Raw genomic sequence first — 22,246 nt, 5'->3', positions numbered from 1 at the left:
ATGTATGACACGCATATACGAATACCGTTTTTGGTTCACCCTTAAGGACTACAAGGTGGAAGCGCAGTCTCAGGCACTGGAGCGCAGGCTGTGGGAGGTTTTTCCGCAGAGATGCCTGACGTTCTGGCCGTACCTGATCAGGGACTCTAAGGGCATGAAGGATTTTCTCGAGCGTGATATGCCCGTCATCGTAGAGACGAAAATGGAGGGCTTGGGGAACTTCAGGACGCGCATTGAGTGGCTGAAGGCTTGGGTTAAAGTCGAGTGGCGCGGAAAAATCTGGTGCATCTCCAGAGACCGCAAGATGTGGCTCTACGAACCGGGAAGACCCAGCGAAGCGGAAGCCGGTTCTCTGGTCTGGAAAGTCCCGGAGGACGGAGGAACAGGAGACGTGAGCGTACAGCCGCCGACGTTCGGAGTGTTCGCGTCGCCGATATCGACGGAAGTTATCGACTCGTTCCTCGAGGAGTTCAGGGGCTACCGTTGGTTTGATGCCGCGCAGGAAATCACGTGGGAACGCCGTGCAGGAATGGACTTGTTCGTGCTGAAGCTGGCTCACGGAAGACAGAGGTTCGAGCTTTACCTTCAGCGCAGAAAGTACGACGGACAGGAGATAGGAGCCTCGATAGACAGAGTGTTTGACGACCTCATCAAGCAGGGCGGCAACCATGTAATAGACGCTACATACGAGGGCAAAATAGTGCTTCGCAAGCTATAGATATACACAACAAAAGAAGGGAACTTGAGACAAAATGCCGGGAAAATCGGATAACCTAATTGTAGGGCTGAGTATTGGTACAACCAAAACTTTCATGATAGTTGCGGAGAAGAACCCGAACTATCCAGATTCCGTTCAAGTGATCGGATTCGGACCAGCACCTTCAAAGGGTATCACTAAGGGCATAATTGTGAATCTTCCTGACGCCCGGCAGTCAGTGATGAGAGCCTTGCAGGAAGCACAGAGCATAACCGGCGTTCCGGCCAAGAGGCTGAAGAACGTCATCGTAGCCTTCAACGCGCACAACGTGAAGAGCGAGCCGACGCACGGCATGATCACGCTCGGAGGAAGAGAGTCCAGAGCAGTAAGCGAGGAAGCCCTGCGCAACGTCATAGCGCGGGCGCGGGATCTTGTCTCGATGAGGAGCGACATCTGTGCCCTGCACATGATACCGACGCGCTACGAGCTCGACGGACAGAACGTTGATGACCCGCTGGACATGAACGGCAACAAGCTCGACGTGTGGCTTCAGACAGTAACCTTCCCCATGACTTTTGTGCAGAACGTAGTCAGCTGCGTAAGGGGAGCAGACCTCAACGTCAAAGGCCTCGTGCTGAAACCGCTAGCCGCGTCTCTGGGGGCAATCTATGAGGACGAAATGCGTGTAGGCTGCATCTCCATCAACATCGGCGGAGGCACGACAGGAATCGTTCTCTACAGGGGCGGGCGTGCTTTCCACGTAACGAGCATTCCTATCGGCGGCGAACACGTCAGCAGAGACCTCGCGATGGTGCTTCACCTGACTTTGAGGGAAGCTGAGTTCCTGAAGAAGAAGCTGTTTGTCGACAGCGAGGACGAACTCAGGAGCAGGGGCATCGATGTAGATACAGCGTTTCAGGTGGTGGTTGCGCGCCTCGAAGAACTGTTTGACGTGTACATCCGCAACGCGCTGGCCGAATGCACTCCGCAGAACTTTCCGGGGGGGATAATTCTTTCCGGCGGAGTGGCTTTGATGCCGGGCATTGACGTGATGATGGAGAACATTCTGCAGATGCCTGTGCGTATCGCTGACCGCCCGATCTACAACATGCCGGACGGCCTCGACAATGCCGCCTACGTTGACTTGGCCGGAATCCTGAAGTATGCCTCGATCACCGACAGAGACCCCTACGTGTTCATGAAGCCGGAACAGCCTCTGCCGGGACTGTCTGTGCAGTCGGACGAACAGCAGGAACAGCCCAAGAAACGTTCGCGGTTCTTTGGTGGGATTCCCGATGAGGAAGAGGACGAAGAGGAGACACCCCAGCCCGACAGCAGGGAAGAGGACGAGGAACCAGAAGAAACCGACGACGATGACGACGAACCCCGCGAGAGCGTCGGCGATAAGCTCAAGAGATTCCTTCACGACATAGGCAAGATGTTCTAGTGCCGCGCAAAATTGTAATGCCTGAAAAAATACAGTAAAATACGTTGCGCCGCATATCGCAGGAGGTAAATAAATTAATGAATCAGGACGAATTATTCAGCCTTACAGACACCAGTTCGCAGAAAGCAGAACAGCTGGTAGTCTTCGGAGTAGGAGGCGGAGGCGGAAACGCTCTCAACCACATAATTGAGTCCAACGTAATGGGCGTGGATTTCGTAGCCGCCAACACAGACCGCAAAGCCCTCGAGTCCAACCGTGCCCCCAACAGGATACTTCTGGGCGAGGCACTGACGCGCGGGCTCGGAGCGGGAGCTAACCCAGCCACAGGAGCTGCCGCCGCAAAAGAAAGCATCGACAAGATCCGCGAATACATCAACGGAGCAGACATGCTGTTCGTAACCGCAGGCATGGGCGGAGGGACAGGAACAGGAGCTGCACCCATCATCGCAGAAGCCGCCAAAGAAATGGGAGTGCTTGTTGTCGGCGTAGTAACCAAGCCGTTCGGGTTCGAGATGCGCAAGCGTATGTCAACCGCAGAAGAAGGCATCGCACAGCTCAAGAAGAACGTTGACGCGCTGCTTATCGTCGAGAACCAGAAGCTGCTTGAGCTCGACAACGGCCTAAAGATGAAGATAGTCGACGCGTACAAGAAGGTTGATGAGGTGCTCCGTCAGGCGGTGCAGGGAGTTACTGACCTCATCACGAAGGAAGGCTTCATCAACCTGGACTTTGCGGACATCAAGACCATCCTGAAAGCTCCCGAGAACGGCGGTGCAACGATCGCCATCATGGGCATGGGAGAAGGCGAAGGTGAAGGACGTGCCCGCAAGGCCGCAGAGCAGGCTATACACTCGCCGCTTATGACGCTTGACCTTTCCGGCGCGAAGGGAATGCTCCTCAACGTAACGACCGGCCCGGAAATCACGCTCGAGGAGATGACGCAGGCGGCGGACATCATACAGTCGACGGCCGACGAGGACGCGCAGGTAATCTGGGGGCACGTTATTGACGAGTCGCTGGGCGACAAGGTGCGCGTAACGCTCATTGCGACGTTCCCTGAGGGAGCACAGGCCGTGAGGAAGACCAGCGGTGCAACAGGCGGAACGGTCGGCGGGACAAGAATTCCCGGCAGCGGAACGACACCTGCAGGCACAGGCCAGACCGGCGGAAGAATAGGCATCCGTCCTCCTCTGCCGCCTCAGCCCACGCCGCCACAGCCCCTCATAAGAACGGGGAACAGGACATTAGCGGACTTGTACAACAGGAAGAAGAACATAGTTCAGGAAGATTTTCAGGAAGCATCGTTAGGAGAACCGAGCGAGGAAAGCGCGGCATTTCCGGGAGGATTGAAGAGATCATATGACCAGCCAGCCTACTACAGAACGACCGGCAGGAACTGAGCGTCGGCCAAGAATGCGTAGAGGAATCAAGAAGCGCGGTATATTGCCGTCATTCGGAGACATTGTCCTGCCAGTGGTGAGCGTTGCGGCTGTGGGACTGCTTATACTTGCGGGACGGCAGTTCTTCATCAGCGGCATGAACACTGCGCCGGAGATAACTTCAACGAAGGCGTACGCTGAAGCACCGGCTCTCATTGCTGAGCGCGAGAAGGAACAGGAAGCCTCTCTGCCTCCCGTGCAGCCTGCTGCTCCTGAGGTTGTGGAGGAAGCTCCGCAGAAAGAAGCAGAGACGCTAGCTGTTGCCGAACCTATACCTCCGATAACCGCTCCGGCAAAGGCATCAGCACCCGCGCCAGCTCCGGCCAAGAAGACCGAACCCGCGAAAGCCGCCGCTGTCCCGATGGACAAACAGTGGAGGGTACAGATAGGCTCGTACGGCTCTAAGGCAGCAGCTCAGGAGGCCGCAAAGAAGGTCAAGAAGGCGGGCTACAAGGCTGTTGTGTACCAGAACCCGGCCTCGAAGTACGTGAAGGTCTGGGTTGAAGGAGGAGTAAGCAAGTATCAGGCCGGTCTTGTTGTTGATGCGATGAAGAAGCTCGGCTACAAGACGAGTTTTGCTTTTCCGCCAGCAAAGAAGTAGACTTTCGGCGGCGGGCATCTCTTGAATGGGTGTCTGCCGTATTTTTTCTGCCATGAACACATTTGACACGCTTGAAGAATTACTGCACAGACATTCCGCCAACAGAATAATTCCCGGCCTTGAGAGAATAGAGCGGCTGCTTGAACGTCTCGGCAATCCTCAGGACACCTTCAAGGCGATTCACATTGTCGGAACGAACGGCAAAGGCTCAACTGGAGCGTTCATCTCGTCGGTGCTGCGGGCATCGCATTACAAGACGGCGTTCTACTCGAGCCCGCACCTCGAGAGCCCGGGAGAGAGGCTGCTCATTGACGGCCAGCCTCTGAGCGCGGATGAATGGATTGACGCTGTGAACGAAGCAGTGAGCGTCATCCGTGAGGACGAAGACCCGCCGTCGTACTTCGAGCTTCTGACTGCGGGGGCGTTCCTGCTGATGAGGCGGAAGAAGGTTGACGTGGGAGTTGTTGAGGCCGGGCTTGGCGGCAAGCTCGACGCGACGAACACCATGCACAACGTGATCTGTACAGCTATCGCGTCAATCTCAATCGACCACACGGAATATCTCGGCCCGACGCTTGAGGACATTGCGGGGGAAAAATTCGCTGTTGTGAGGAAGGACACTCCGGCGTGCTTCTCCGGGAATCCCGCGTCATTAATCCCTATGTTCAAGAAAGTCTGCAGGGAGCGGGGAGCTCAGCCGTTCGTCGTGAGCGAATCAGCTCGTGTAGTCGGAGTGAATGTTTCGCCGGAAGGCGTAACGCTGGGCTTCTCGGACGGCAGCTTTGAGATTGAGGAAGTCAGGACGAAGCTGACCGGCAGCTATCAGGTGAAGAATGCTGCTCTTGCTCTGTCGGCCTTGTCGCTCGTGAGGAATGTCCTGCCCTGCATCAGCGTATCTTCTGTGCGTGAAGGCATGGCTGTTGCGTTTTGGCCGGGAAGGCTCGAGGTTGTAGCGTATGACCCTGACATTGTTCTTGACGGGGGGCACAACCTTGACGGCGTGAAGAACCTCTGCGCGAGCGTGAAAGAGCTGTGGCCGGGAAAGAAGATCGGGATTGTTTACGCGGCTATGAGGGACAAGGACTACGCGGGATGCCTTGAGCTGATGAGCAGTGAGCTTGACCCGAAGCTGTACGTTACGACAGTGCCGGGAATGCCCAGAGCAGCTGTGCCGGATGAGTTGTTGGGAGCGTCGAGGGGGCTGGCGTGGAGAAACGAGCCGGAAGGATTCGCTCTGCCGGAAGACGCGCTGAAGAAAGCACGCAATGACGGGAATGATGTTGTGGTTGTGTGCGGAAGCCTGTATCTTGTGGGGTACATTAGGGGAAAGATAGGGAGCAGGGATTAGTCTGCCCCCTTAAACGCTATTTCGTTATTGCCTCGCGGGCTTCGCGTGCCTTAACCGCTATCTCTTCCGCATCGAGCGTCGGATACTCGCCGTTACGGTACAGCCAGCGGCCGTTGACCATAGTCCCCGCGACATCCGCAGAACTCCCCGCGTAAACAAGATACATCGCTAGGTTCTCCTCGTTCACGCCGATGTAGTGAGGCCTGTCGAGGTTCACCAGCACGAGGTCAGCGAACCAGCCCTCGCGAATCATTCCCTTCTGCGAGAAACCGAACGCCCTCGCACCCTCGTACGTCGCCATCCGCAGGACATCGAGAGCGGACACGCACACAGGGTCTCTCCGTGCTCCCTTGTGCAGAAGCGCGGCCGTGCGCATCTCTTCCCACATGTCGAGGCGGTTGTTGCTCGACGCTCCGTCTGTTCCGAGCGCAACAGGTATCCCCCTGTCCAGCCACTCCGGCAGAGGCATTATCCCGCTCCCGAGCTTCAGGTTGCTGCAGGGGTTGTGCACGAGAGAAACATTATCGGGAAGAGAGACTGACGGGTCAAGGTACACCGCGTGCGCAAGAACAGTATACGGTGCATCAAGAAGGCCGGACTCGTTAAGGTAGTCTTCTGCGGGCATATCGAGATTGTCGAGCTCTCCCTTAGTCTCCAAGAAGTGGAAGTGCACCCCGAGACCGTTGGACTTTGCCGCATCGGTTATCATCTTCATGTAGTTCATAGGCACAGTGTACGGAGCATGAGGGCCGAGCTGAACGGTGATTAATCCCTCGCGTCCGTGATACGCCTTCGCGAGCTCGAGGTTGTTCTCCAGCGAACGCTCTATCTTGCCGGGCTCGCCTGCTGTTATGCCCCTGCAGAGTGCCGCGCGCATTCCTGTACCTAACACGGCCTCAGCTACCCTGTCCATCTCGAAGTACATATCAGCAAAGCACGTCGTGCCTGTGGATAACATCTCCAGCATCGCACCCAGCGTTCCCCAGTAAATGTATTCGGGGGTTAGCTTGTCCTCCACAGGCCATATCTGTGTCTGCAGCCACTCCATTAAGGGTGTCTCCTCGCCGAGCCCGCGAAGAAGCGTCATCGCCGCGTGAGTGTGTGCGTTCACGAAGCCGGGAATCACCGCCATCCTTCCCCTGCCGGAAACTATCTTGTCTGCAGTCGGAGGGGTCTGCGACGCGTCAATAATCTCCGCAATCCTGCCCTTCGAGACCAGAAGGTGAACCCGCTCTGCCTTTGCCCGCGAACCGTCAGCAATGTATACGTCCTTGAAGAGTGTCGCCATTATTCCTGCCAGCTCCTCATGTACGCGGTCTGTTCAGGTGTCATCGTGTCAATCTCGATGCCCAGTGCCGCAAGTTTCGACTCCATCACGGCGCGGTCTGTCTCGTAAGGTACGGGGTAAAGTCCCGGCTCTAGCTTGTGAGTGTAGACGTGCAGTGCTGAGGCGAGCTGAAGCGAGAAGCTCAAGTCCATAATCTCGATGGGGTGTCCGTCCGCACACGCAAGGTTCGTCAATCTTCCTTCGCCGAGAAGGTTTATCCTGCGTCCGTCCTTCATCACGTAGGTGTCGATGTTGTCGCGCAGGTGCTCGATGTGGTCAGAGAGTGCCTCGAGGTCGGGCTTGCTTATCTCTACGTCGAAGTGTCCGGCGTTCCCGAGAACTGCGCCGTTCTTCATCAGCATCATGTGTTCGCGGCGGATGACATGAATGTTCCCCGTGAGGGTCAGGAAGATGTCGCCGACACGGGCGGCCTTCTCCATGCTCATTACGCGGAAGCCGTCCATCAGTGCCTCGCAGGCTTTGTGCGGGTCAATCTCCGTAACTACAACATGTGCCCCCATGCCTTGCGCGCGCATAGCTACTCCTCTTCCGCACCAGCCGTAACCCACAACTACGACGGTCTTGCCCGCAACAACCATGTTAGTAGTGCGAATGAAGCCGTCCCACACAGATTGCCCCGTACCATAGCGGTTGTCGAAAAGGTACTTGCTCAGTGCGTCGTTCACGTCGATAACAGGGAACTTCAGCACTCCCTGATTCGCCATTGCCTTAAGACGCTTAACGCCCGATGTCGTCTCCTCAGAACTGCCCAGAATGTTGGGTATCAAGTCCTGCATCTCCGTGTGAACTGTCGCGACAAGGTCAGCTCCGTCATCAATAATCACGTTGGGCTTGTAGTTCAGCACCTTCTTGACGTTGGAGAAGTATTCTTCTGTGGACATTCCGCGACGGCTGTAGACGTTCACGCCGTTCTTTGCGAGGGCGGCGCAGATGTCGTCCTGCGTTGAGAGAGGATTGCTCCCGCAGGCGGCGACACGTGCACCGAGCTTCTTGAGGGTGATGAGCAGGTTTGCGGTCTTGGCCTCAAGGTGAAGGCACGCGGCGATTGTTGCTCCCTTGAAGGGCTGGTCGTTGCGGTGCTTGTTGTAGAGGAACTGCAGGGAGGGCATGTACTGCCACGCCCAGTCGATTTTGTTCTGTCCGTGCTGAGCCAGTTCGATGTCAGCGACTTCGTAATCTGCCATAAAGTTTTATACCTCCTGTGAATATGTCTGCAAGAATTTTGCCGTATAGCCTGTATTGCTCTTAATGACCTCTTCAGGTGTCCCGAAGGTTACGATTTCCCCTCCGGCCTCTCCGCCTTCCGGCCCCAAGTCAATTATATAATCTGCCGACATTAATACGTCAAGGTTGTGCTCAATGAATATCACTGTGCACTTGTTCTTGTCGATCATCCTGTGAACAATCTGCAGCAGCTTCTTCACGTCCGTGTAGTAGAGCCCCGTCGTCGGTTCGTCAAGCAGGTACAGTGTCCTACCTCCGAACTTCTTCGACAGTTCTTTAGCGAGCTTCACGCGCTGTGCCTCTCCTCCTGAGAGCGTCAGTGCTGACTGCCCCAGCTGAATATACCCCAGCCCCGCGTCCTGAATCACCTTGAGCTTCCCGGCAATCTTCGGGATGTCAGCAAAGAACTCTATAGCCTCGTCAACCGTCATCCCCAGAACGTCCGCAATGTTCTTCCCCTTGAAGCGCACCTCCAGCGTCTCGTGGTTGTACCTTGTGCCATGACAGATTTCGCAGTCAGAGTATATGTCCGGCAGGAACAGCATAGACGTTTTCACGCTCCCCGCACCTCCGCAGGCCTCACACCGCCCGCCCTTGACGTTGAAGCTGAACCGTCCGGCGTTGTAGCCCCTCACTCTGGCTTCCGGCAATTGCGCGAAGAACTCACGGATCAGCGAGAAGACTCCCGTGTACGTCGCAGGGTTTGAGCGCGGAGTCCTGCCTATAGGCGACTGGTCGACAAGAACGATGTTGTCGAACATATCAGCTCCCTCAATGCTGGTGAACTTGCCGGGACGCTCCCTAAAATCACGGTCAAGCATCCTGCGCATTCCCTTGTACAGAACATCGTAGACCAGAGAGCTTTTGCCCGAGCCCGACACCCCGCTAATGCACGTGAACACTCCCGCCGGAATCTTCACGTCAATGTGCTTCAGGTTGTTGTGTGCCGCACCCTTCACCGTGAACCACCCCGAAGGTGAACGACGCGTTTCAGGCCTCACGATTCCCGATGCCTCGCCGCGCAGGTATCTCGCCGTCTGGCCGTCAGTCTTCAGCACGTCGTCATAGCTCCCCGCGTAGAGAATCCTGCCTCCGTTCTCTCCGGCTTCAGGGCCGAGCTCTATCAGTTCGTCTGCCGCCTGCATAGTGTCGCGGTCATGCTCGACGACTACTACGGTGTTACCGAGTGCCTTGATCGACTTCAGCGAACGTATCAGCTTCTCCGTGTCGCGGGAGTGAAGGCCTATCGTGGGTTCGTCGAGGACGTAGAGCACTCCGCTGAGGTTAGAGCCTATCTGTGTTGCGAGGCGTATTCTCTGCGACTCTCCGCCTGAAAGCGTGTCAGCCCTCCGCAGTAACGACAGGTAACCTACTCCGACATCAACGAGAAATTCTAACCTCTTGAGGATTTCGCTCATGACTTGGCCGATGATTATTGATTCATTCTTGGTGAGAGTTAGGGACTTCATGACGGCCAAGAGTTTATCCACCGGCATAGTGAGAAGGTCTCCGATGCCGTAACCCGACACTTTGACGTTCAGGGCTTCCTGCCGCAAGCGTAACCCTCCGCAGGTCTTGCACACGTCCTCTTCACGGTAAGACACAACCTCGTCCGCAACGTTCTCGTTGTCCGCAAACCACTTCAGCTTTGCTTCAAGCCATCCCGTTACGCCCTCAAAGCGTCCCATGTACGGGCGGGCTATTCCCTTCTCGTCGAAAATCATCGGCAGCTTCTCGTCCCCGCTTCCGTTCCAGATGAAGTCCTGAACTTCGGGAGAAAGGTCCTTCCACGCTACCGACAAGTCCCAGCCGTGCTTCTCCGCGAACATGTTGAGCTTGGTGATTGAGTGAGGCTTCGACCGCCAAGGGATAACCGCGCCGTCGAGCACGGAACGTTCCGGGTCAATCGCAAGCTCCCGCGAAAAATGCTCGTGGCTTCCCAGTCCTCCGCAGTCAGGGCACGCACCTTTAGGGACGTTAAACGAGAACAATGCGGGCTCTATTTCCGGCATCGAGATTTCACAGTCGGGGCAGGAGTAATTCTCGGTCATAGTGTATTCGGCCTTGCCCTCAGGAGCAATAAGCACGTAACCATCCGACAATTTCAGCGCGGCTTCAACGCTCTCCGCCAGCCTCGTGCGCTTGTCGGCGGAAACTCTCAGACGGTCAATCACTGCTTCAATGGTGTGGCGTTTGTTCTTGTCGAGGGAGATTTCTTCCTCGAGGTAATAAGTTGTGCCGTCAACCCGTGTGCGCGTGTAGCCTTTCGCCTGCGTCTGGCTGAAGAGGTTTCGGAACTCTCCCTTCTTGCCCCTCACTAACGGCGAAAGTATCTCGACTCTCGCTCCGTCCTCGTGCTCGAGGATGTACCCTAGAATCTCGTCGATGCTGTGCCGCTGTACGGGCTTTCCACATTTCGGGCAGTGCGGGATTCCGATTCGTCCGAACAACAGCCTGAAGTAGTCGTATATCTCCGTAACTGTCCCGACGGTTGAGCGTGGGTTGTGCCCCGTGCCTTTCTGCTCGATTGAGATTGCGGGCGACAGGCCGGAGATCTCGTCAACGTCGGGCTTCTTCTGAACGCCGAGAAACTGCCGCGCATAAGCAGACAAGCTCTCGACGTACCTTCTCTGCCCCTCAGCGTAAAGAGTGTCGAACGCCAGAGACGATTTCCCTGAGCCGGACGGGCCGGTGATAACGATTAACTTTCCGCGCGGAAGGTCAAGGTCAACGTTCTTGAGGTTGTGCTCCCTCGCGCCTCTGATTGTGATTGTGTCTGTCATGGCTAGAAGAGTAGGGTAAGCAGAGGAACGCTCACGAGTGATATTATCGTCGAGACAACAACGCACCGTGCCGCGAACTGGTAGTCCTTGCCGTACATCTCCGCGATGATTTCCGTGTTCGCCGCCGCAGGCATAGCAGTCAGCACCACCGCAACCTGCCACAGCAAAGTATCAACTCCCGCCAGCTTCATCAAGACCATGTAGATTATCGGGAGCACCGCCAGCCTTACAGCTGTCAGCTTGAACGCATCAGCGTCGAACGCCGAACGCAGATCGCTTTCACCGAGTGCCGCACCGATTATCATCATCGACAGCGGGCCGGTCATGTCCCCGATGTTCTTTATGGCGACGGACAGAACTCCCGGCAGCTTGAACGGCATGAACATTAACGCGATGCCAACGAACACCACAACGAGGCTAGGAGTTTTCGCGAGAATCATCATGCGTTCCTTAGTGTTCCCGCCGTCAACGAACAGCGACAGCCCCAGCGTCCAGATGAGCACTCTAACCGGCAGAAGGTAGAATGACGCGTAAAACACTCCCTGCGCACCGAAGACTGATGCGACAATCGGCATACCGGCATTCCCGGCATTCGAGAAGAGAGTCGAGAACTGCAGGACTGCATAACGGTTTACGCTCTCTTTGCGCCACAAGAATTTTCCCATAAACCACGCAATCACTACGCAGACTGTGGAGATAACCATAATTTCACACGCGGCTATGAGCTCGTCAATGCCTATATCAACGTTAAAGGAGTCCAGAATCATGCACGGAAGCGTGATGTCCAGCAGAAGATTTATGAAGCTGGAGCGTCCCTCGTGCTTAAGTATCTTTGTCTTGGCCATGATGATGCCGGTAACTACGTAGACGAACATCAAGGCTTGAGTGTTCAGCATACGCTGGAATACAGTCATGAATTATGCACCTCGCAATATGCCTCATTATACAGAAAATCCCTCCGGTTAAGCGCGAATCGCCGGAAGGATTCTCATCCGTATAAAGTTGTCCGTGTCATAATCTCATGCCGCAGGAAGAAGCCCCTGTATCTGGTATTCAGCAACCGCCGCCAGTACTGACGCTACTCCGTTCTTGTTCGGGTCTGTCTCCTCTTCGTCCGCACCAGCGAAAATCGGCGTGCCTTCCGCGACCTTCGAGGGGTGCTGTTCGCCGTCCTCTTCTTCCTTGTCCTCACGCGAGAGCTGTGCCCTTGCCTTCGCCGCTAACGCCGCCGCACGTGCCGCTACGCTTCTGTCCTGGCCGCTCGGGTCTGCGGGAGCATTCGCCGCCGCCTGAACCTGCTGCATGTTCCTGATGGTCTCTTCGGGTGTAGCTCCCTGCTTCATCTTTATGGGAACTTCCCCGCCCGTAATGTAGCGTTTTCCGTCCGGGCCTTCAGTGTACGTGTAGCTTATTGCTCCCCCGAACTCCCCTGCTGCTGCTTTGTGGGCCGCCTCGTGGGCTATGACTTCACGTTCCGTCTGCTCGAGCTCGTGGATCTGGGCTTCCTCTTCGTCGTCGGCTTTGTCCTCTCTGCGTGAAGCTGCCTGTTTGCCGGACTCCTCCTCAAGGATGTTCTGTGTCTGCTCTGACTCGCGGCCGTCCTTGTCCTGAGCGTCGCTGACTTCCTGCTGTCCTGTCTTGATGTCCTCGCTCGTTATTCCTCCGTTCACGCGGCTGAGCTGTTCCTCAGTACCCTTCATGGTGATTGACGCGCCCGTGATGTACCGGCGGCCGTCCTCACCTATCGCGTACTGGTACACCGTGTGAACCTCCGCAGAACTCCCGAGACGGGCACGAATGTTCTGCTCCTCCGCGAGAATCTCCTGCTCCTTTGCCTGACGGTACTGGTCAGCCTTCTGCGTTGTGCGGGAACTCTGCATCATTGGCTGCAAATATCCTGCCGACAGCATTGATGTTACCTGCATGATCTACACCTCCTTGTGCTTTGGGTACGTATATTATACTAGATACCGCCTCCCCTATTAACTTTTGCGTAACGAGACACACATAGATTATCGGCTAAACTTTCGCCATAAGTTCCCAGATTATCAGCTCGAAGCCCTGCCAGCCTTCCGCTCTTGATGTCTTCTCGAGGAACGACAGCCGGATTGCTCCGAGCATGAAGCGTTTGATTCGTTCTGCCCCGTAATGCTTCAGCGCGCTTCGGGACTTCCCCACCGCGTACTTCTTCTTCACGGGGTCATTGTCCGTCGCTTTGAGGGCTTCTGTGTACTGTCGTTCGGGAAAACACGACATGATGAACGCCGGACGCAGACGGTTGGTGATTGCGGCGAGTGGCTGAAGGATCGAGTCTGTTCGCAGGTAGCGTATCGCCCGTGCAACGTCGCGGGGCTTGTTGTCGCACACTCCGTCAATCAACATCATCTGTGCGCGCCCTCCCTCGTCGAACGACAACGCTTCAACGTCCGACTGTGTTATCTCTCTGCCTTCAGCGTAAAGACCGAGCTTCAGGACTTCGTTGCGCAGTTCCTCCTGAGACTCTATGCTGTCCGCAAGTAACTGTGCCGCATCAGGCGAGAGCTTGAACTTCTCGGACTTCGCGATGTCCATCAGCCAGCTCTGACGCTTCCACGGGGGAATCTGTGCTTCCGGCTTGATGATGGTGATTGCTGAGGCTATGGGCTTTAGGGTCTTGGTGTCCGTCGTGAAAACCAGAACAATCTGCGTGTCGGCTTTGTCGTCCTCAAGAAGTGATGACAGCGTCTCAGGAAAATCTCCCAGCGTCTCTGCTCCTTCGACGACCACTGCTTCACGCTCGGCGAACAGTCCCGGCTGAATGATTGTGCTGAACATTTCCTGCCATGACGGGAAAGTCTGCGCGTCATACTTTGCGGAGAGAGGCCAGCCCTTCTTGGCGAGCTCCCCCAGAAGTTCCGCTAGCTGCCTTCTCTGTGCTTCAGAATACTCTATTGCGGTTATGTGCGGCAAGTCTTATCACCTCAGGGGGAATTATAAAATAAGGAGGCTGCTTGAGCCCCCTTCATCCCCTAACTTTCCGAAGAAAGAATCTGTATCCACACTTCCCCGCCGCTGGTGTACGGTGTCTTCATGTCGCGTTCGAGAAGCCCGGCAACTTCTGCCCTGTCCGCCAGCTTGCTCCTCATCCATTCGTTGTCATCAAGCTCGCATCCCGCGTAAAGTCCGTCTTCCGTCCTCAGTATCATGCATCCGTCGAAAACTCTCACTGCCTTCTTTCCGTCCCTCTGCCCCGATAATACCGCCACTCTCGCGCTCTGCAGCCTGCTGATTACACGCCTTGCCTGAGCTGTCGTCTCTGCGTTGATGTTCGACAAAGTCAGTACTGTGCTCAGTACTCCCGTGAATGTTACCACTATCAGTATCTCGATCAACGTGAAACCTTTGTGTATATTTGCCATTGTGTTTTTCCTCCTGATGTGTGTATTTTCGGAGGAGGCGGGCAATTCTTTAACGCCGCAAAAAATCTCCCGCCCATCTCTGAGCAGGAGACTGCTTTACGGAGAACTTAACCCTTCACCACAATGTTCACGAGCTTGTCGGGCACAACTATGACCTTCACGAGGTCTTTACCTGCAATCCTCTCGGCAATGTAGCCCTCAGACAGAATGCTTGCCTGAAGCTCATCCCTGTCCATTCCTGCAGGACGCTCGAACTTTCCGCGAACCTTGCCGTTTATCTGCACGACGATTGTAACGCTGTCTTTCGTGAGCGACGACTCATCGACAGCAGGCCAAGATTCCGCGCAGAGCATGTTTTCATGACCGAGCATCTCCCAGAGCTCCTCAGTGATGTGCGGGCAGAAGGGGGACAGGCAGTTCAGCAGAACGTCAACAGCTTCGCGCCTGAGCTCCCATGCTTCGGGCGAGTCGCCGTTCGCGGAGTAGATGGCGTTCGTGAGCTCCATAAGGCGGGCTATCGCGGTGTTGAACTGCTTCTCGTCGCTGATGTCGTGGGTAACGTCCTTGATGGTCGTGTGAATCTTCCGCTTGAGATCCCTCAATTGTGCGTCCTTCAGCTCGCTCATCGGGATGACCTTGCCGTACTCCTTGAGCTTGGCCGCGTTGTCCTCGACGTAACGCCATACCCTATTAAGGAAGCGATGCGCGCCCTCGACGTTGCGGTCTGACCACTCCAGGTCATTATTCGGCGGTGCGGCGAAAAGAATGAACAGCCTTATTGTGTCCGCGCCGAACTTCTTGACCATCTCGGTGGGGTCTACGGTGTTGCCCAGAGACTTCGACATCTTCGCGCCGTCCTTGATGACCATTCCCTGAGTGAGCAGGCGGGTGAAGGGTTCGCGGTAATCCGTGAGGCCGATGTCCGTGAGGAACTTCGCGAAGAACCGCGCGTAAATCAGGTGAAGGCACGCGTGCTCGATTCCGCCGATGTACTGGTCAACCGGCATCCAGTAATCCACGTCGGACTTCTCGAAGGGTGCGCGCGTGTCTCCGGGCGAGCAGTACCTGTCGAAGTACCACGACGAGCAGAAGAACGTGTCCATCGTATCAGCCTCGCGGCGTGCCGGGCCTCCGCAGTGCGGGCAGGTAGTGTTGAGGAAGTCAGGCAGGTCGAGAAGCGGTGAATGTCCGACCTCCTTAACCTCAACATCTTCAGGGAGACGGACGGGGAGCTGGTCTTCAGGTACAGGAACGACTCCGCACTTGTCGCAGTACACGAACGGTATCGGCGTTCCCCAGTATCTCTGGCGCGAAATCAGCCAGTCCCTCAGCTTGAAGTTGACCTCACGCTTGCAGTAGCCTTCCTTTTCTCCCCAGTCAATCATTGCGGGGATTGCGTCGGCTGTCTTCATTCCGTCGAATTTTCCTGAATTACAGACTATGCCATCGTCCTCGAACGCATGAGACAGCGTTTCGCCGTCAAGAGGCTCGCCGTCTGCCGGGTTGATGACGGGGATAACGGAGATGCCGTACTTGCGCGCAAAGTCGAAGTCGCGTCCGTCGTGGGCAGGGACACCCATTATCGCGCCGGTGCCGTAATCGATGAGGATGTAGTTAGCTACCCAGATGGGAATCTGCTTGCCGGTAACAGGGTTGATGCCGAAGAACGGAGTCTTGAAGCCGAGCTTCTCTGCTCCTGCGTCGCTCCTCTCGATGGATGACTGAGCCGCCGTCTGCTTCACGAACTCAGCGAGCTTCTGTGCGTCCTCAGGCTTCATGGCGGCCTGCATCTTCTTCACGAGCTCGTGCTCGGGTGCTAGTGCAATGAACGTTACGCCGTAAATCGTGTCGAAACGCGTCGTGAAAGCCTCAAGCTCATAGTCCAGCTCGGGAATCTTGAAGGACAGCCGCGCACCTTCAGACCTGCCTATCCAGTTGGTCTGCATTATGCGGACTCGTCTCGGCCAGCCGTCTAAATCCTTCTCGATGTCGTCTAGGAGCTCCTGCGCGTAGTCCGTAATCTTGATGAACCACTGCTTGAGGTTCTTCTTGTGCACAGGGCTTCCGCACCTCCAGCATCCGCCGTCAACGACCTGCTCGTTCGCAAGGACAGTGCCGCAAGTGTCGCACCAGTTCACTGGAGCTTCCTTCTGGTAGACTATGCCGCGCTTGTACATCTGCAGGAATATCCACTGATTCCAGCGGTAATACTCGGGCAGGCAGGTTATAGCTTCGCGCCGCCAGTCGTAGCTGTAGCCCATGCGCTTGAGCTGCTCAGTCATGTAGGCGATGTTGGACAGCGTCCAGTCGTGGGGCTTGGTCTTGTACTTCAGGGCGGCGTTTTCTGCGGGCATTCCGAAACTGTCGAAGCCGATGGTGTAGAGGACGTTCTTGCCGTTCTTGCGGAAGAAGCGGGCTAACACGTCGCCGATGGAGTAGTTGCGTATGTGTCCCATGTGTAGAGCACCTGACGGGTAGGGGAACATTTCGAGGCAGAAGAATTTTTCGCGCGTTGGGTCGGTGCGGGATTCGAAGCAGTGTGAGGCATTCCAGCGTGCCTGCCACTTGGATTCTATGTCAGCAAAGTTGTAGGGCATTAAGAGATTCGTACCTCCGGGTAAAGTTTGTGATATTCGGAGGGAATTATACAACTAAAAATTTACCCTCCCAAAAGTTCAGGAGGGATTGTGCTCTTGCTGCCTTATTGCTCGCTGTGCGTTATCACTGCGTCGTAGATTGCCCTGACCGCATTCTCAAAGTCCTCGTCGTAGACCCCCAGCAGGATATTCAGGTCATCGCCCCCCTGCTCGACAAGCCTCACCTTGATGTGTGCTCCGGCAAGTGCGTTGAAGATCCGCGCGAAGATCCCGTGAACTGTCCCCATCCCCTGACCGATTACAGCTATCACGGACAAGTCATTGCGCACCTCGATAGCCTCAGGCTTGATTGCGTCCTCGAGCTCCTTGATGATCTCTGCCCTCTTCAGGTCGAACAGCGGACTCTTCACCGCTATCGAGAACTGGTAGATTCCTGACAGGTAATGCTCGCAGGAAATGTTCCTGTCGGAGAATATCCCGAAGACTTTTCGCCCTATCCCTACCGTCCTGTTCAGCCCGAACTTGTGGATGTGTATAACCTTGTACTTCCTGCGCCCGGCTATGCACGCGGCTACTCCCCTATGCGAATCTTCCGGAAGCTCCTTAGTTATCAGCGTGCCTCTGTCGTCAGGGTGGTGAATGTTGCGGATAAGTATCGGGATGCCGGCATCGTGCATAAGCAGGATAACGTCCTCGTAGACCACTTTGATGCCCATGTATGTCAGCTCTTTGAGCTCGGCAAAGGTTATATTGCGTATTATCTCGGGATTCGGGACTATTGCAGGGTCTGCGCTGAATATCTCCGTAGCTTCCGCCCACTTCTCGTACTTGTCAGCTTTCAGGGCAAGGGCTATCACTGCTCCCGTCGCGTCGCCTCCTCCGCGCTCGAAGGTCTTGATGTTGTTGCCGGAGACAGTGCCGTAGAAGCCGGGTATCACCGCGTGTTCTACGCTGCTCAGGACTTCCTGCACTGCGGCGATGGACTTCTCGGCGTTCAGGGTTCCGTCGCGGTTGAAGATTATCACCTGTGCCGCGTCAATGAACTCCCAGCCCAAGTACTCAGCCATTATCCGGCCCATAATATACTCTCCGCGCGAAACTATGTATTCGTTTGTCCGGCCAAGAAACAGGTTCTTCTTGAGGTCAGTGATCATCGCGTGCATGTCGAAGTCTATGCCCAGACCGTCAATTATCTCGTTGTAGCGCGCTTCGATCTTGTCGAGCATCTCGGTGAAGTTCTCGCGGTTGCCGTATCTGGCGTGGCAGATGTAGAACATGTCCGTAACACGGATTTCATCGCCCGAACGTATTCCCGGCGCGGAAACCACAACGTAACGCCGCGAAGGGTCTGACATGATTATATCTGCTGTCCTGCGTATGCTCTCGGCATCTGCAAGGGATATACCTCCGAACTTGGAGACAATAAGGCTCATGTGATTACTCACTTCCCTGAAAGATTAGGATTGCTGCAACACCATACCATTATACAGGGCATTGACTGCCTTCTCATAGTCTGAATCATCAACTCCGACGATGATATTCAGCTCATCGCTACCCTGATCTATCATCCTTATGTTTATGCCTGCGTCCGCGATTGCCCGGAAGATCCGCGCGGCAACTCCCTTGACGTTGACCATTCCTGCGCCGACGACAGCAATTGCCGACAAGCCCTTCTCTATCGTGATGCAATCAGGGTCAAGGACGTTCTTTATCTCGTCGAGAATCTCGCTCCTTCTGCTCTCGAAGGCCGAGCCGTTCACGACGACGGAGATTGTGTCGATGCCGGTCGGGCAGTGCTCGAACGGAATACCCTTCTGCGCGAAGACCTGAAGGAGTTTAGCCCCAAAGCCCGTCTCGCCGTTCATCATGGACTTTTCCACGCGCACGGAACAGAAGCCCTTGCGTCCGGCTATTCCTGTAACTATCGGCCTCACAGTCCCTTCGGGGAGAGATGCCGCTATGAGAGTTCCTGCGTCGTCGGGACGGTTGGTATTGCGGATGTTGATGGGGATTCCCGCCTTCCTCACAGGGAACACTGCATCTTCATGGAGAACGCTCGCGCCCATGTACGACAGCTCCCGAAGCTCGGTGTACGTGATGTGCTCGATTACGCGGGGATTCTTGACTATTCGCGGGTCAGCACTGAGCATACCTGAAACGTCCGTCCAGTTCTCGTAGAGGTCAGCCTTCACCGAACGTGCCACTACTGAGCCGGTAACGTCAGAGCCTCCGCGCGAGAATGTCTTGATGCTCCCGTCAGGAAGCGAGCCGTAGAAGCCAGGCACTACAGCACGTTCATACCTGCTGAGAACCTCACCGAGCGTCTTGAAGGTCTTATCCTCGTCGAGCGTGCCTTCCGCCGTGAAGAAAATTCCTTCCGCCGCGTCAACAAACTGCCAGCCCAAGAACGCCGCAATAATCTTCGAGTTGATGTATTCTCCCCTGCTTGCCGGATAGTCGGGAGTCGTCCCGGCCTTGAGCTTCTCCGAAATCTCCGCAACCTCCGCGTCAATGTCGAACGTTATCCCCAAGCCCTCGATGATTTTCGCGTAACGGTCGGCAATGTCCCGCATCGTGTCAGCGAAGTCCTCTCCTGCTTTTGCCTGAGCGTGAGCCTTGTAGAGCATGTCGGTTATCTTGATGTCCTCAGCGTACCTCTTGCCCGGTGCTGAGGCGACGACGTATCTGCGTTCCGGCTTGGCTGTGATTATCGCGCAGGCCTTCTTTATCTGTGAGGCATCCGCCAGCGACGTGCCCCCGAATTTCGCCACAATAATATTGTTCAAGCTGTATCAGTCCTGTATTGTAGAGTTGTAGTTCATTACGACGGCAGCATGAACCGCCGAAGCTGTGATGAATGCCTCAGGGACGGGCAGGAAGCGGTCGCTGTGCAGAGGGTATTCACAGCCCGCGCCGATGTGGTAGAAGCATCCAGTCCGAGCCATCAGGAAGAACCCGAAGTCCTCGCTGGTGAATAACGGCTTCTCTATCACATCAACCCTTTCGTCCCCGAGCACCTCTCTAGCTGTCTTCTCGGCTAACTCGGTCAGAGCGTCGTTGTCGTTGACGATGCCGGGACAGGAGTCAGTAATCTCGCACTCGCACTTTGCGCCGAACTTTGCCGCACCTTCAGTGCAGACTGTCTCGAGCTCACGGCACATACGGGCTCGTTCGTCAACGCCGTACGTCCTGATTATGCCGGTCATCTCGCACCTTCCCGCAAGAATGTTGTTCGCTGTCCCCGCGTTAATCGTCCCGACGGACACAACACCGCCCGGAATCTTCAGCATCTCCGGGATTATGTGTGCTGCCGCCTCGATGGAGTCTATTCCCTTGTCGCGCTGTGCACCGTGCGCGGACTTGCCGATGACCGTAACCTTCCACGTTGCTGAAGCCGCGTAGAAGTTCCCGTACTTTATGCCGATGTGCCCGGCGGGTAATGCAGGGTCAACGTGCGCACCGAACACCGCATCAACATGGTCGAGTGCACCTGCCTTAATCATCCTGTCAGCTCCGCCCTCGCCCTCTTCGTCGGGCTGGAAGAGCAGAGTAACCCTCCCGCAGAGTTCTTTGCGGTGAGCCGTGAGAATCATTGCCGCACCGAGCACGCTCGTCATGTGCACATCATGTCCGCAGGCGTGCATAACTCCGGCGTTCTGGCTGGCGAAACTGCACCCCGTCGCCTCAGTTACCGGCAGTGCGTCAATGTCTGTGCGTAATGCACTGTTGCGGCCGGGCTTCATTCCGTCGATGTATGCGACTATCGCTGTGTCCAGCACTCTCTTGTGCGGAATCTGCAGGAGGTCGAGCTGGCGTTCAAGGTATTCGGCTGTCTTGTGCTCGTGATTGCCGAGCTCTGGCATTCGGTGCAGTCTCTCGCGAATCTCCGCAAGTCTTGGCCGGAGTGCCTCTGCTTCCTTCAGGAAATCTATGCTCATATCTTCCTCAATGACTGCTGAAGCGCGGTCTTCAGAGTCGTAGTCTCGTCCTTGTCCTTGATGACACGTGCAGGGCAGCCCGCGACGACTTTTCCGGGTTCAACGTCCTCTATCACTACTGCTCCGGCGGCAACTACAGCACCTTCACCGATGTGAACTCCCTCGATGACTACTGCATTAGCACCGACAAGAACATTATCATCAACGATTACGGGCTTTGCCGATGCGGGCTCGATGACTCCTGCGAGGACTGCTCCTGCTCCTATGTGGCAATTCTTCCCGACGGTCGCACGGCCTCCGAGAACTGCTCCCATGTCTATCATCGTTCCTTCTCCTACGACCGCGCCGATGTTGAGGATTGCTCCCATCATGATTACGGCGTTCTTGCCTATGCTCACGTCATCGCGGATTATTGCGCCGGGCTCTATCCTTGCGGGAATGCCTTTAATGTCGAGGAGCGGAATCGCCGAGTTGCGGGCTGAGTTCTCTACAACGATGTCTATTATCCAGTCGTTATGAGCCATAAGAACGGGCTGAATCTCTTCCCAGTCGCCGAAGATTATTCTGTCCGGCGTACCGAATATCCTCACGTTCGTGCCGGAGAAATCTATCTCCTCGCGTTCTTTCAGGAAAACTTTTACGGGCGTGGTCTTCTTGGCGTTCGCTATTCTGTCGATTATGTCCTGAGCGTCCATCTCTTACGCCTCCTTGAGAAACTCGCGCATTCCGTAAAGTCCGGCGGGCTGGGTAATTAACCACTTTGCCGCAGACAGCGCGCCCCGTGCGAATAATGCTCTGTCCTTTGCGTCATGACGCAGGGTGATGGTCTCGAGGCCGTTGGAGAAGATTATCTCGTGAGTGCCGACCTCCGAGCCGTAACGCAGTGAGTGTATTCCTATCTCGCCGGAAGGACGCTTGCCGTTCTCGTGCCTGCCGATGTTCAGGGTTGAGCCTTCGCGGGCTTCCTGCAGTCTCTTCGCGAGCATTACTGCCGTGCCGCTGGGGACATCGAGCTTCTGGTTGTGGTGTGCCTCTATCATCTCTATATCGCACTCGCCGAACACCCGCGCAACTCTTTCGGCCAAGTCAGCGACCAGAGCAACGCCTATTGACATGTTGGGCGACAGGAAGACGGGAATCTTCTTCGAGGCTTCGCGTATCAACGCCAGCTCTTCCTCCGTCTGCCCCGTCGACGCAATCAGCACGGGAAAACTTCTCTTCACGCAATAACTCACAACGTCATTTGTGGCTTTGTGGTTCGTGAAGTCTATCACGCAGTCCGCAGAGCCCGTGAACTCGTCGAGAGACTTATAGATTCCCTCTCCTCCCGCAACGTCGACAAGAGCCGCGATGTTCTCAGCTCCTGCCATCCTCGTGATTATGTGCCCCATCTTTCCGGCGGCACCGTTGATTATCAGCTTCATGA

18 protein-coding genes are annotated in these 22,246 nt (G+C 55.7%); 5 read left to right on the top strand and 13 right to left on the bottom strand.

What is annotated here, in order from left to right; all coding sequences use genetic code 11:
- The first annotated feature begins 4 nt into the window (after positions 1–4).
- The 5 genes from IJT02_09105 (at position 5) to IJT02_09085 (ending at position 5,532) form a co-directional block, all read left to right on the top strand.
- Positions 5–718: a hypothetical protein gene (locus IJT02_09105; GenBank protein MBQ7545082.1), complete on the top strand. Its 714-nt coding sequence runs from the start codon at positions 5–7 to the stop codon at positions 716–718.
- A 34-nt stretch (positions 719–752) separates the two neighbouring features.
- Positions 753–2,144: a cell division protein FtsA gene (gene ftsA / locus IJT02_09100; GenBank protein ID MBQ7545081.1), complete on the top strand. Its 1,392-nt coding sequence runs from the start codon at positions 753–755 to the stop codon at positions 2,142–2,144.
- A gap of 77 nt (positions 2,145–2,221) precedes the next feature.
- Positions 2,222–3,544 carry a cell division protein FtsZ gene (ftsZ, locus tag IJT02_09095; GenBank protein MBQ7545080.1) on the top strand — a complete coding sequence of 441 codons (1,323 nt, stop codon included), beginning with the start codon at positions 2,222–2,224 and terminating at the stop codon, positions 3,542–3,544.
- Positions 3,504–4,184 (top strand): SPOR domain-containing protein, encoded by a 681-nt coding sequence (locus IJT02_09090; GenBank protein MBQ7545079.1) that lies wholly within the window; start codon positions 3,504–3,506, stop codon positions 4,182–4,184. The genes ftsZ and IJT02_09090 overlap by 41 nt, the downstream gene beginning before the upstream one ends.
- Positions 4,185–4,236: 52 nt before the next feature.
- Entirely contained in the window at positions 4,237–5,532 is a 1,296-nt protein-coding gene (locus IJT02_09085; GenBank protein ID MBQ7545078.1) for a bifunctional folylpolyglutamate synthase/dihydrofolate synthase, read from the top strand.
- A gap of 16 nt (positions 5,533–5,548) precedes the next feature.
- On the opposite strand, the gene IJT02_09080 is transcribed toward IJT02_09085, so the two are convergent.
- The 13 genes from IJT02_09080 to dapB all read right to left on the bottom strand — a co-directional run bounded on the left by IJT02_09080 (position 5,549) and on the right by dapB (position 22,244).
- Positions 5,549–6,820, bottom strand: coding sequence for an amidohydrolase (locus IJT02_09080; GenBank protein MBQ7545077.1), 1,272 nt, complete (start codon positions 6,818–6,820; stop codon positions 5,549–5,551).
- Positions 6,820–8,064 (bottom strand): adenosylhomocysteinase, encoded by a 1,245-nt coding sequence (locus tag IJT02_09075; protein ID MBQ7545076.1) that lies wholly within the window; start codon positions 8,062–8,064, stop codon positions 6,820–6,822. The genes IJT02_09080 and IJT02_09075 overlap by 1 nt, the downstream gene beginning before the upstream one ends.
- Before the next feature lie 6 nt (positions 8,065–8,070).
- Positions 8,071–10,887, bottom strand: a complete 2,817-nt coding sequence (uvrA, locus tag IJT02_09070; protein ID MBQ7545075.1) for an excinuclease ABC subunit UvrA — start codon at positions 10,885–10,887, stop codon at positions 8,071–8,073.
- Positions 10,888–10,889: 2 nt separating this feature from the next.
- Positions 10,890–11,801: an AEC family transporter gene (locus IJT02_09065; protein ID MBQ7545074.1), complete on the bottom strand. Its 912-nt coding sequence runs from the start codon at positions 11,799–11,801 to the stop codon at positions 10,890–10,892.
- 105 nt (positions 11,802–11,906) lie between these two features.
- Positions 11,907–12,812, bottom strand: a complete 906-nt coding sequence (locus IJT02_09060) for a hypothetical protein (GenBank protein MBQ7545073.1) — start codon at positions 12,810–12,812, stop codon at positions 11,907–11,909.
- 94 nt (positions 12,813–12,906) lie between these two features.
- Complete coding sequence (locus IJT02_09055) at positions 12,907–13,836, bottom strand: hypothetical protein (protein MBQ7545072.1); 930 nt, start codon at positions 13,834–13,836, stop codon at positions 12,907–12,909.
- 59 nt (positions 13,837–13,895) lie between these two features.
- On the bottom strand, positions 13,896–14,285 hold the full coding sequence (locus tag IJT02_09050) for a prepilin-type N-terminal cleavage/methylation domain-containing protein (GenBank protein MBQ7545071.1): 390 nt from the start codon (positions 14,283–14,285) through the stop codon (positions 13,896–13,898).
- Between the two features lie 107 nt (positions 14,286–14,392).
- On the bottom strand, positions 14,393–16,882 hold the full coding sequence (locus tag IJT02_09045) for a leucine--tRNA ligase (GenBank protein ID MBQ7545070.1): 2,490 nt from the start codon (positions 16,880–16,882) through the stop codon (positions 14,393–14,395).
- 104 nt (positions 16,883–16,986) lie between these two features.
- Positions 16,987–18,315 (bottom strand): aspartate kinase, encoded by a 1,329-nt coding sequence (locus IJT02_09040; GenBank protein ID MBQ7545069.1) that lies wholly within the window; start codon positions 18,313–18,315, stop codon positions 16,987–16,989.
- Positions 18,316–18,339: 24 nt separating this feature from the next.
- Complete coding sequence (locus IJT02_09035) at positions 18,340–19,659, bottom strand: aspartate kinase (GenBank protein MBQ7545068.1); 1,320 nt, start codon at positions 19,657–19,659, stop codon at positions 18,340–18,342.
- A 15-nt stretch (positions 19,660–19,674) separates the two neighbouring features.
- Positions 19,675–20,820, bottom strand: a complete 1,146-nt coding sequence (locus tag IJT02_09030; protein ID MBQ7545067.1) for an amidohydrolase — start codon at positions 20,818–20,820, stop codon at positions 19,675–19,677.
- A complete protein-coding gene (dapD, locus tag IJT02_09025; GenBank protein MBQ7545066.1) occupies positions 20,817–21,515 on the bottom strand; it encodes a 2,3,4,5-tetrahydropyridine-2,6-dicarboxylate N-acetyltransferase in 699 nt (232 codons plus the stop codon). Before dapD ends, IJT02_09030 begins: the two co-directional genes overlap by 4 nt.
- A gap of 3 nt (positions 21,516–21,518) precedes the next feature.
- Entirely contained in the window at positions 21,519–22,244 is a 726-nt protein-coding gene (dapB, locus tag IJT02_09020) for a 4-hydroxy-tetrahydrodipicolinate reductase (GenBank protein ID MBQ7545065.1), read from the bottom strand.
- Between the last annotated feature and the right edge of the window lie 2 nt (positions 22,245–22,246).

Source organism: Synergistaceae bacterium (genome assembly GCA_017450125.1).
GTDB lineage: Bacteria > Synergistota > Synergistia > Synergistales > Aminobacteriaceae > JAFUXM01.
Note: the sequence above shows the minus strand (reverse complement) of the source record. Positions and strands in the feature narration are given on the sequence as shown.

Excerpts from the sequence above, each read along its gene's own strand:
- IJT02_09105 (MBQ7545082.1), top strand. The coding sequence starts at position 5 with ATGACACGCATATACGAATACCGTTTTTGGTTCACCCTTAAGGACTAC.
- ftsA (MBQ7545081.1), top strand. The coding sequence starts at position 753 with ATGCCGGGAAAATCGGATAACCTAATTGTAGGGCTGAGTATTGGTACA.
- ftsZ (MBQ7545080.1), top strand. The coding sequence starts at position 2,222 with ATGAATCAGGACGAATTATTCAGCCTTACAGACACCAGTTCGCAGAAA.
- IJT02_09090 (MBQ7545079.1), top strand. The coding sequence starts at position 3,504 with ATGACCAGCCAGCCTACTACAGAACGACCGGCAGGAACTGAGCGTCGG.
- IJT02_09085 (MBQ7545078.1), top strand. The coding sequence starts at position 4,237 with ATGAACACATTTGACACGCTTGAAGAATTACTGCACAGACATTCCGCC.
- IJT02_09080 (MBQ7545077.1), bottom strand. The coding sequence starts at position 6,820 with ATGGCGACACTCTTCAAGGACGTATACATTGCTGACGGTTCGCGGGCA.
- IJT02_09075 (MBQ7545076.1), bottom strand. The coding sequence starts at position 8,064 with ATGGCAGATTACGAAGTCGCTGACATCGAACTGGCTCAGCACGGACAG.
- uvrA (MBQ7545075.1), bottom strand. The coding sequence starts at position 10,887 with ATGACAGACACAATCACAATCAGAGGCGCGAGGGAGCACAACCTCAAG.
- IJT02_09065 (MBQ7545074.1), bottom strand. The coding sequence starts at position 11,801 with ATGACTGTATTCCAGCGTATGCTGAACACTCAAGCCTTGATGTTCGTC.
- IJT02_09060 (MBQ7545073.1), bottom strand. The coding sequence starts at position 12,812 with ATGCAGGTAACATCAATGCTGTCGGCAGGATATTTGCAGCCAATGATG.
- IJT02_09050 (MBQ7545071.1), bottom strand. The coding sequence starts at position 14,285 with ATGGCAAATATACACAAAGGTTTCACGTTGATCGAGATACTGATAGTG.
- IJT02_09045 (MBQ7545070.1), bottom strand. The coding sequence starts at position 16,882 with ATGCCCTACAACTTTGCTGACATAGAATCCAAGTGGCAGGCACGCTGG.
- IJT02_09040 (MBQ7545069.1), bottom strand. The coding sequence starts at position 18,315 with ATGAGCCTTATTGTCTCCAAGTTCGGAGGTATATCCCTTGCAGATGCC.
- IJT02_09030 (MBQ7545067.1), bottom strand. The coding sequence starts at position 20,820 with ATGAGCATAGATTTCCTGAAGGAAGCAGAGGCACTCCGGCCAAGACTT.
- dapD (MBQ7545066.1), bottom strand. The coding sequence starts at position 21,515 with ATGGACGCTCAGGACATAATCGACAGAATAGCGAACGCCAAGAAGACC.
- dapB (MBQ7545065.1), bottom strand. The coding sequence starts at position 22,244 with ATGAAGCTGATAATCAACGGTGCCGCCGGAAAGATGGGGCACATAATC.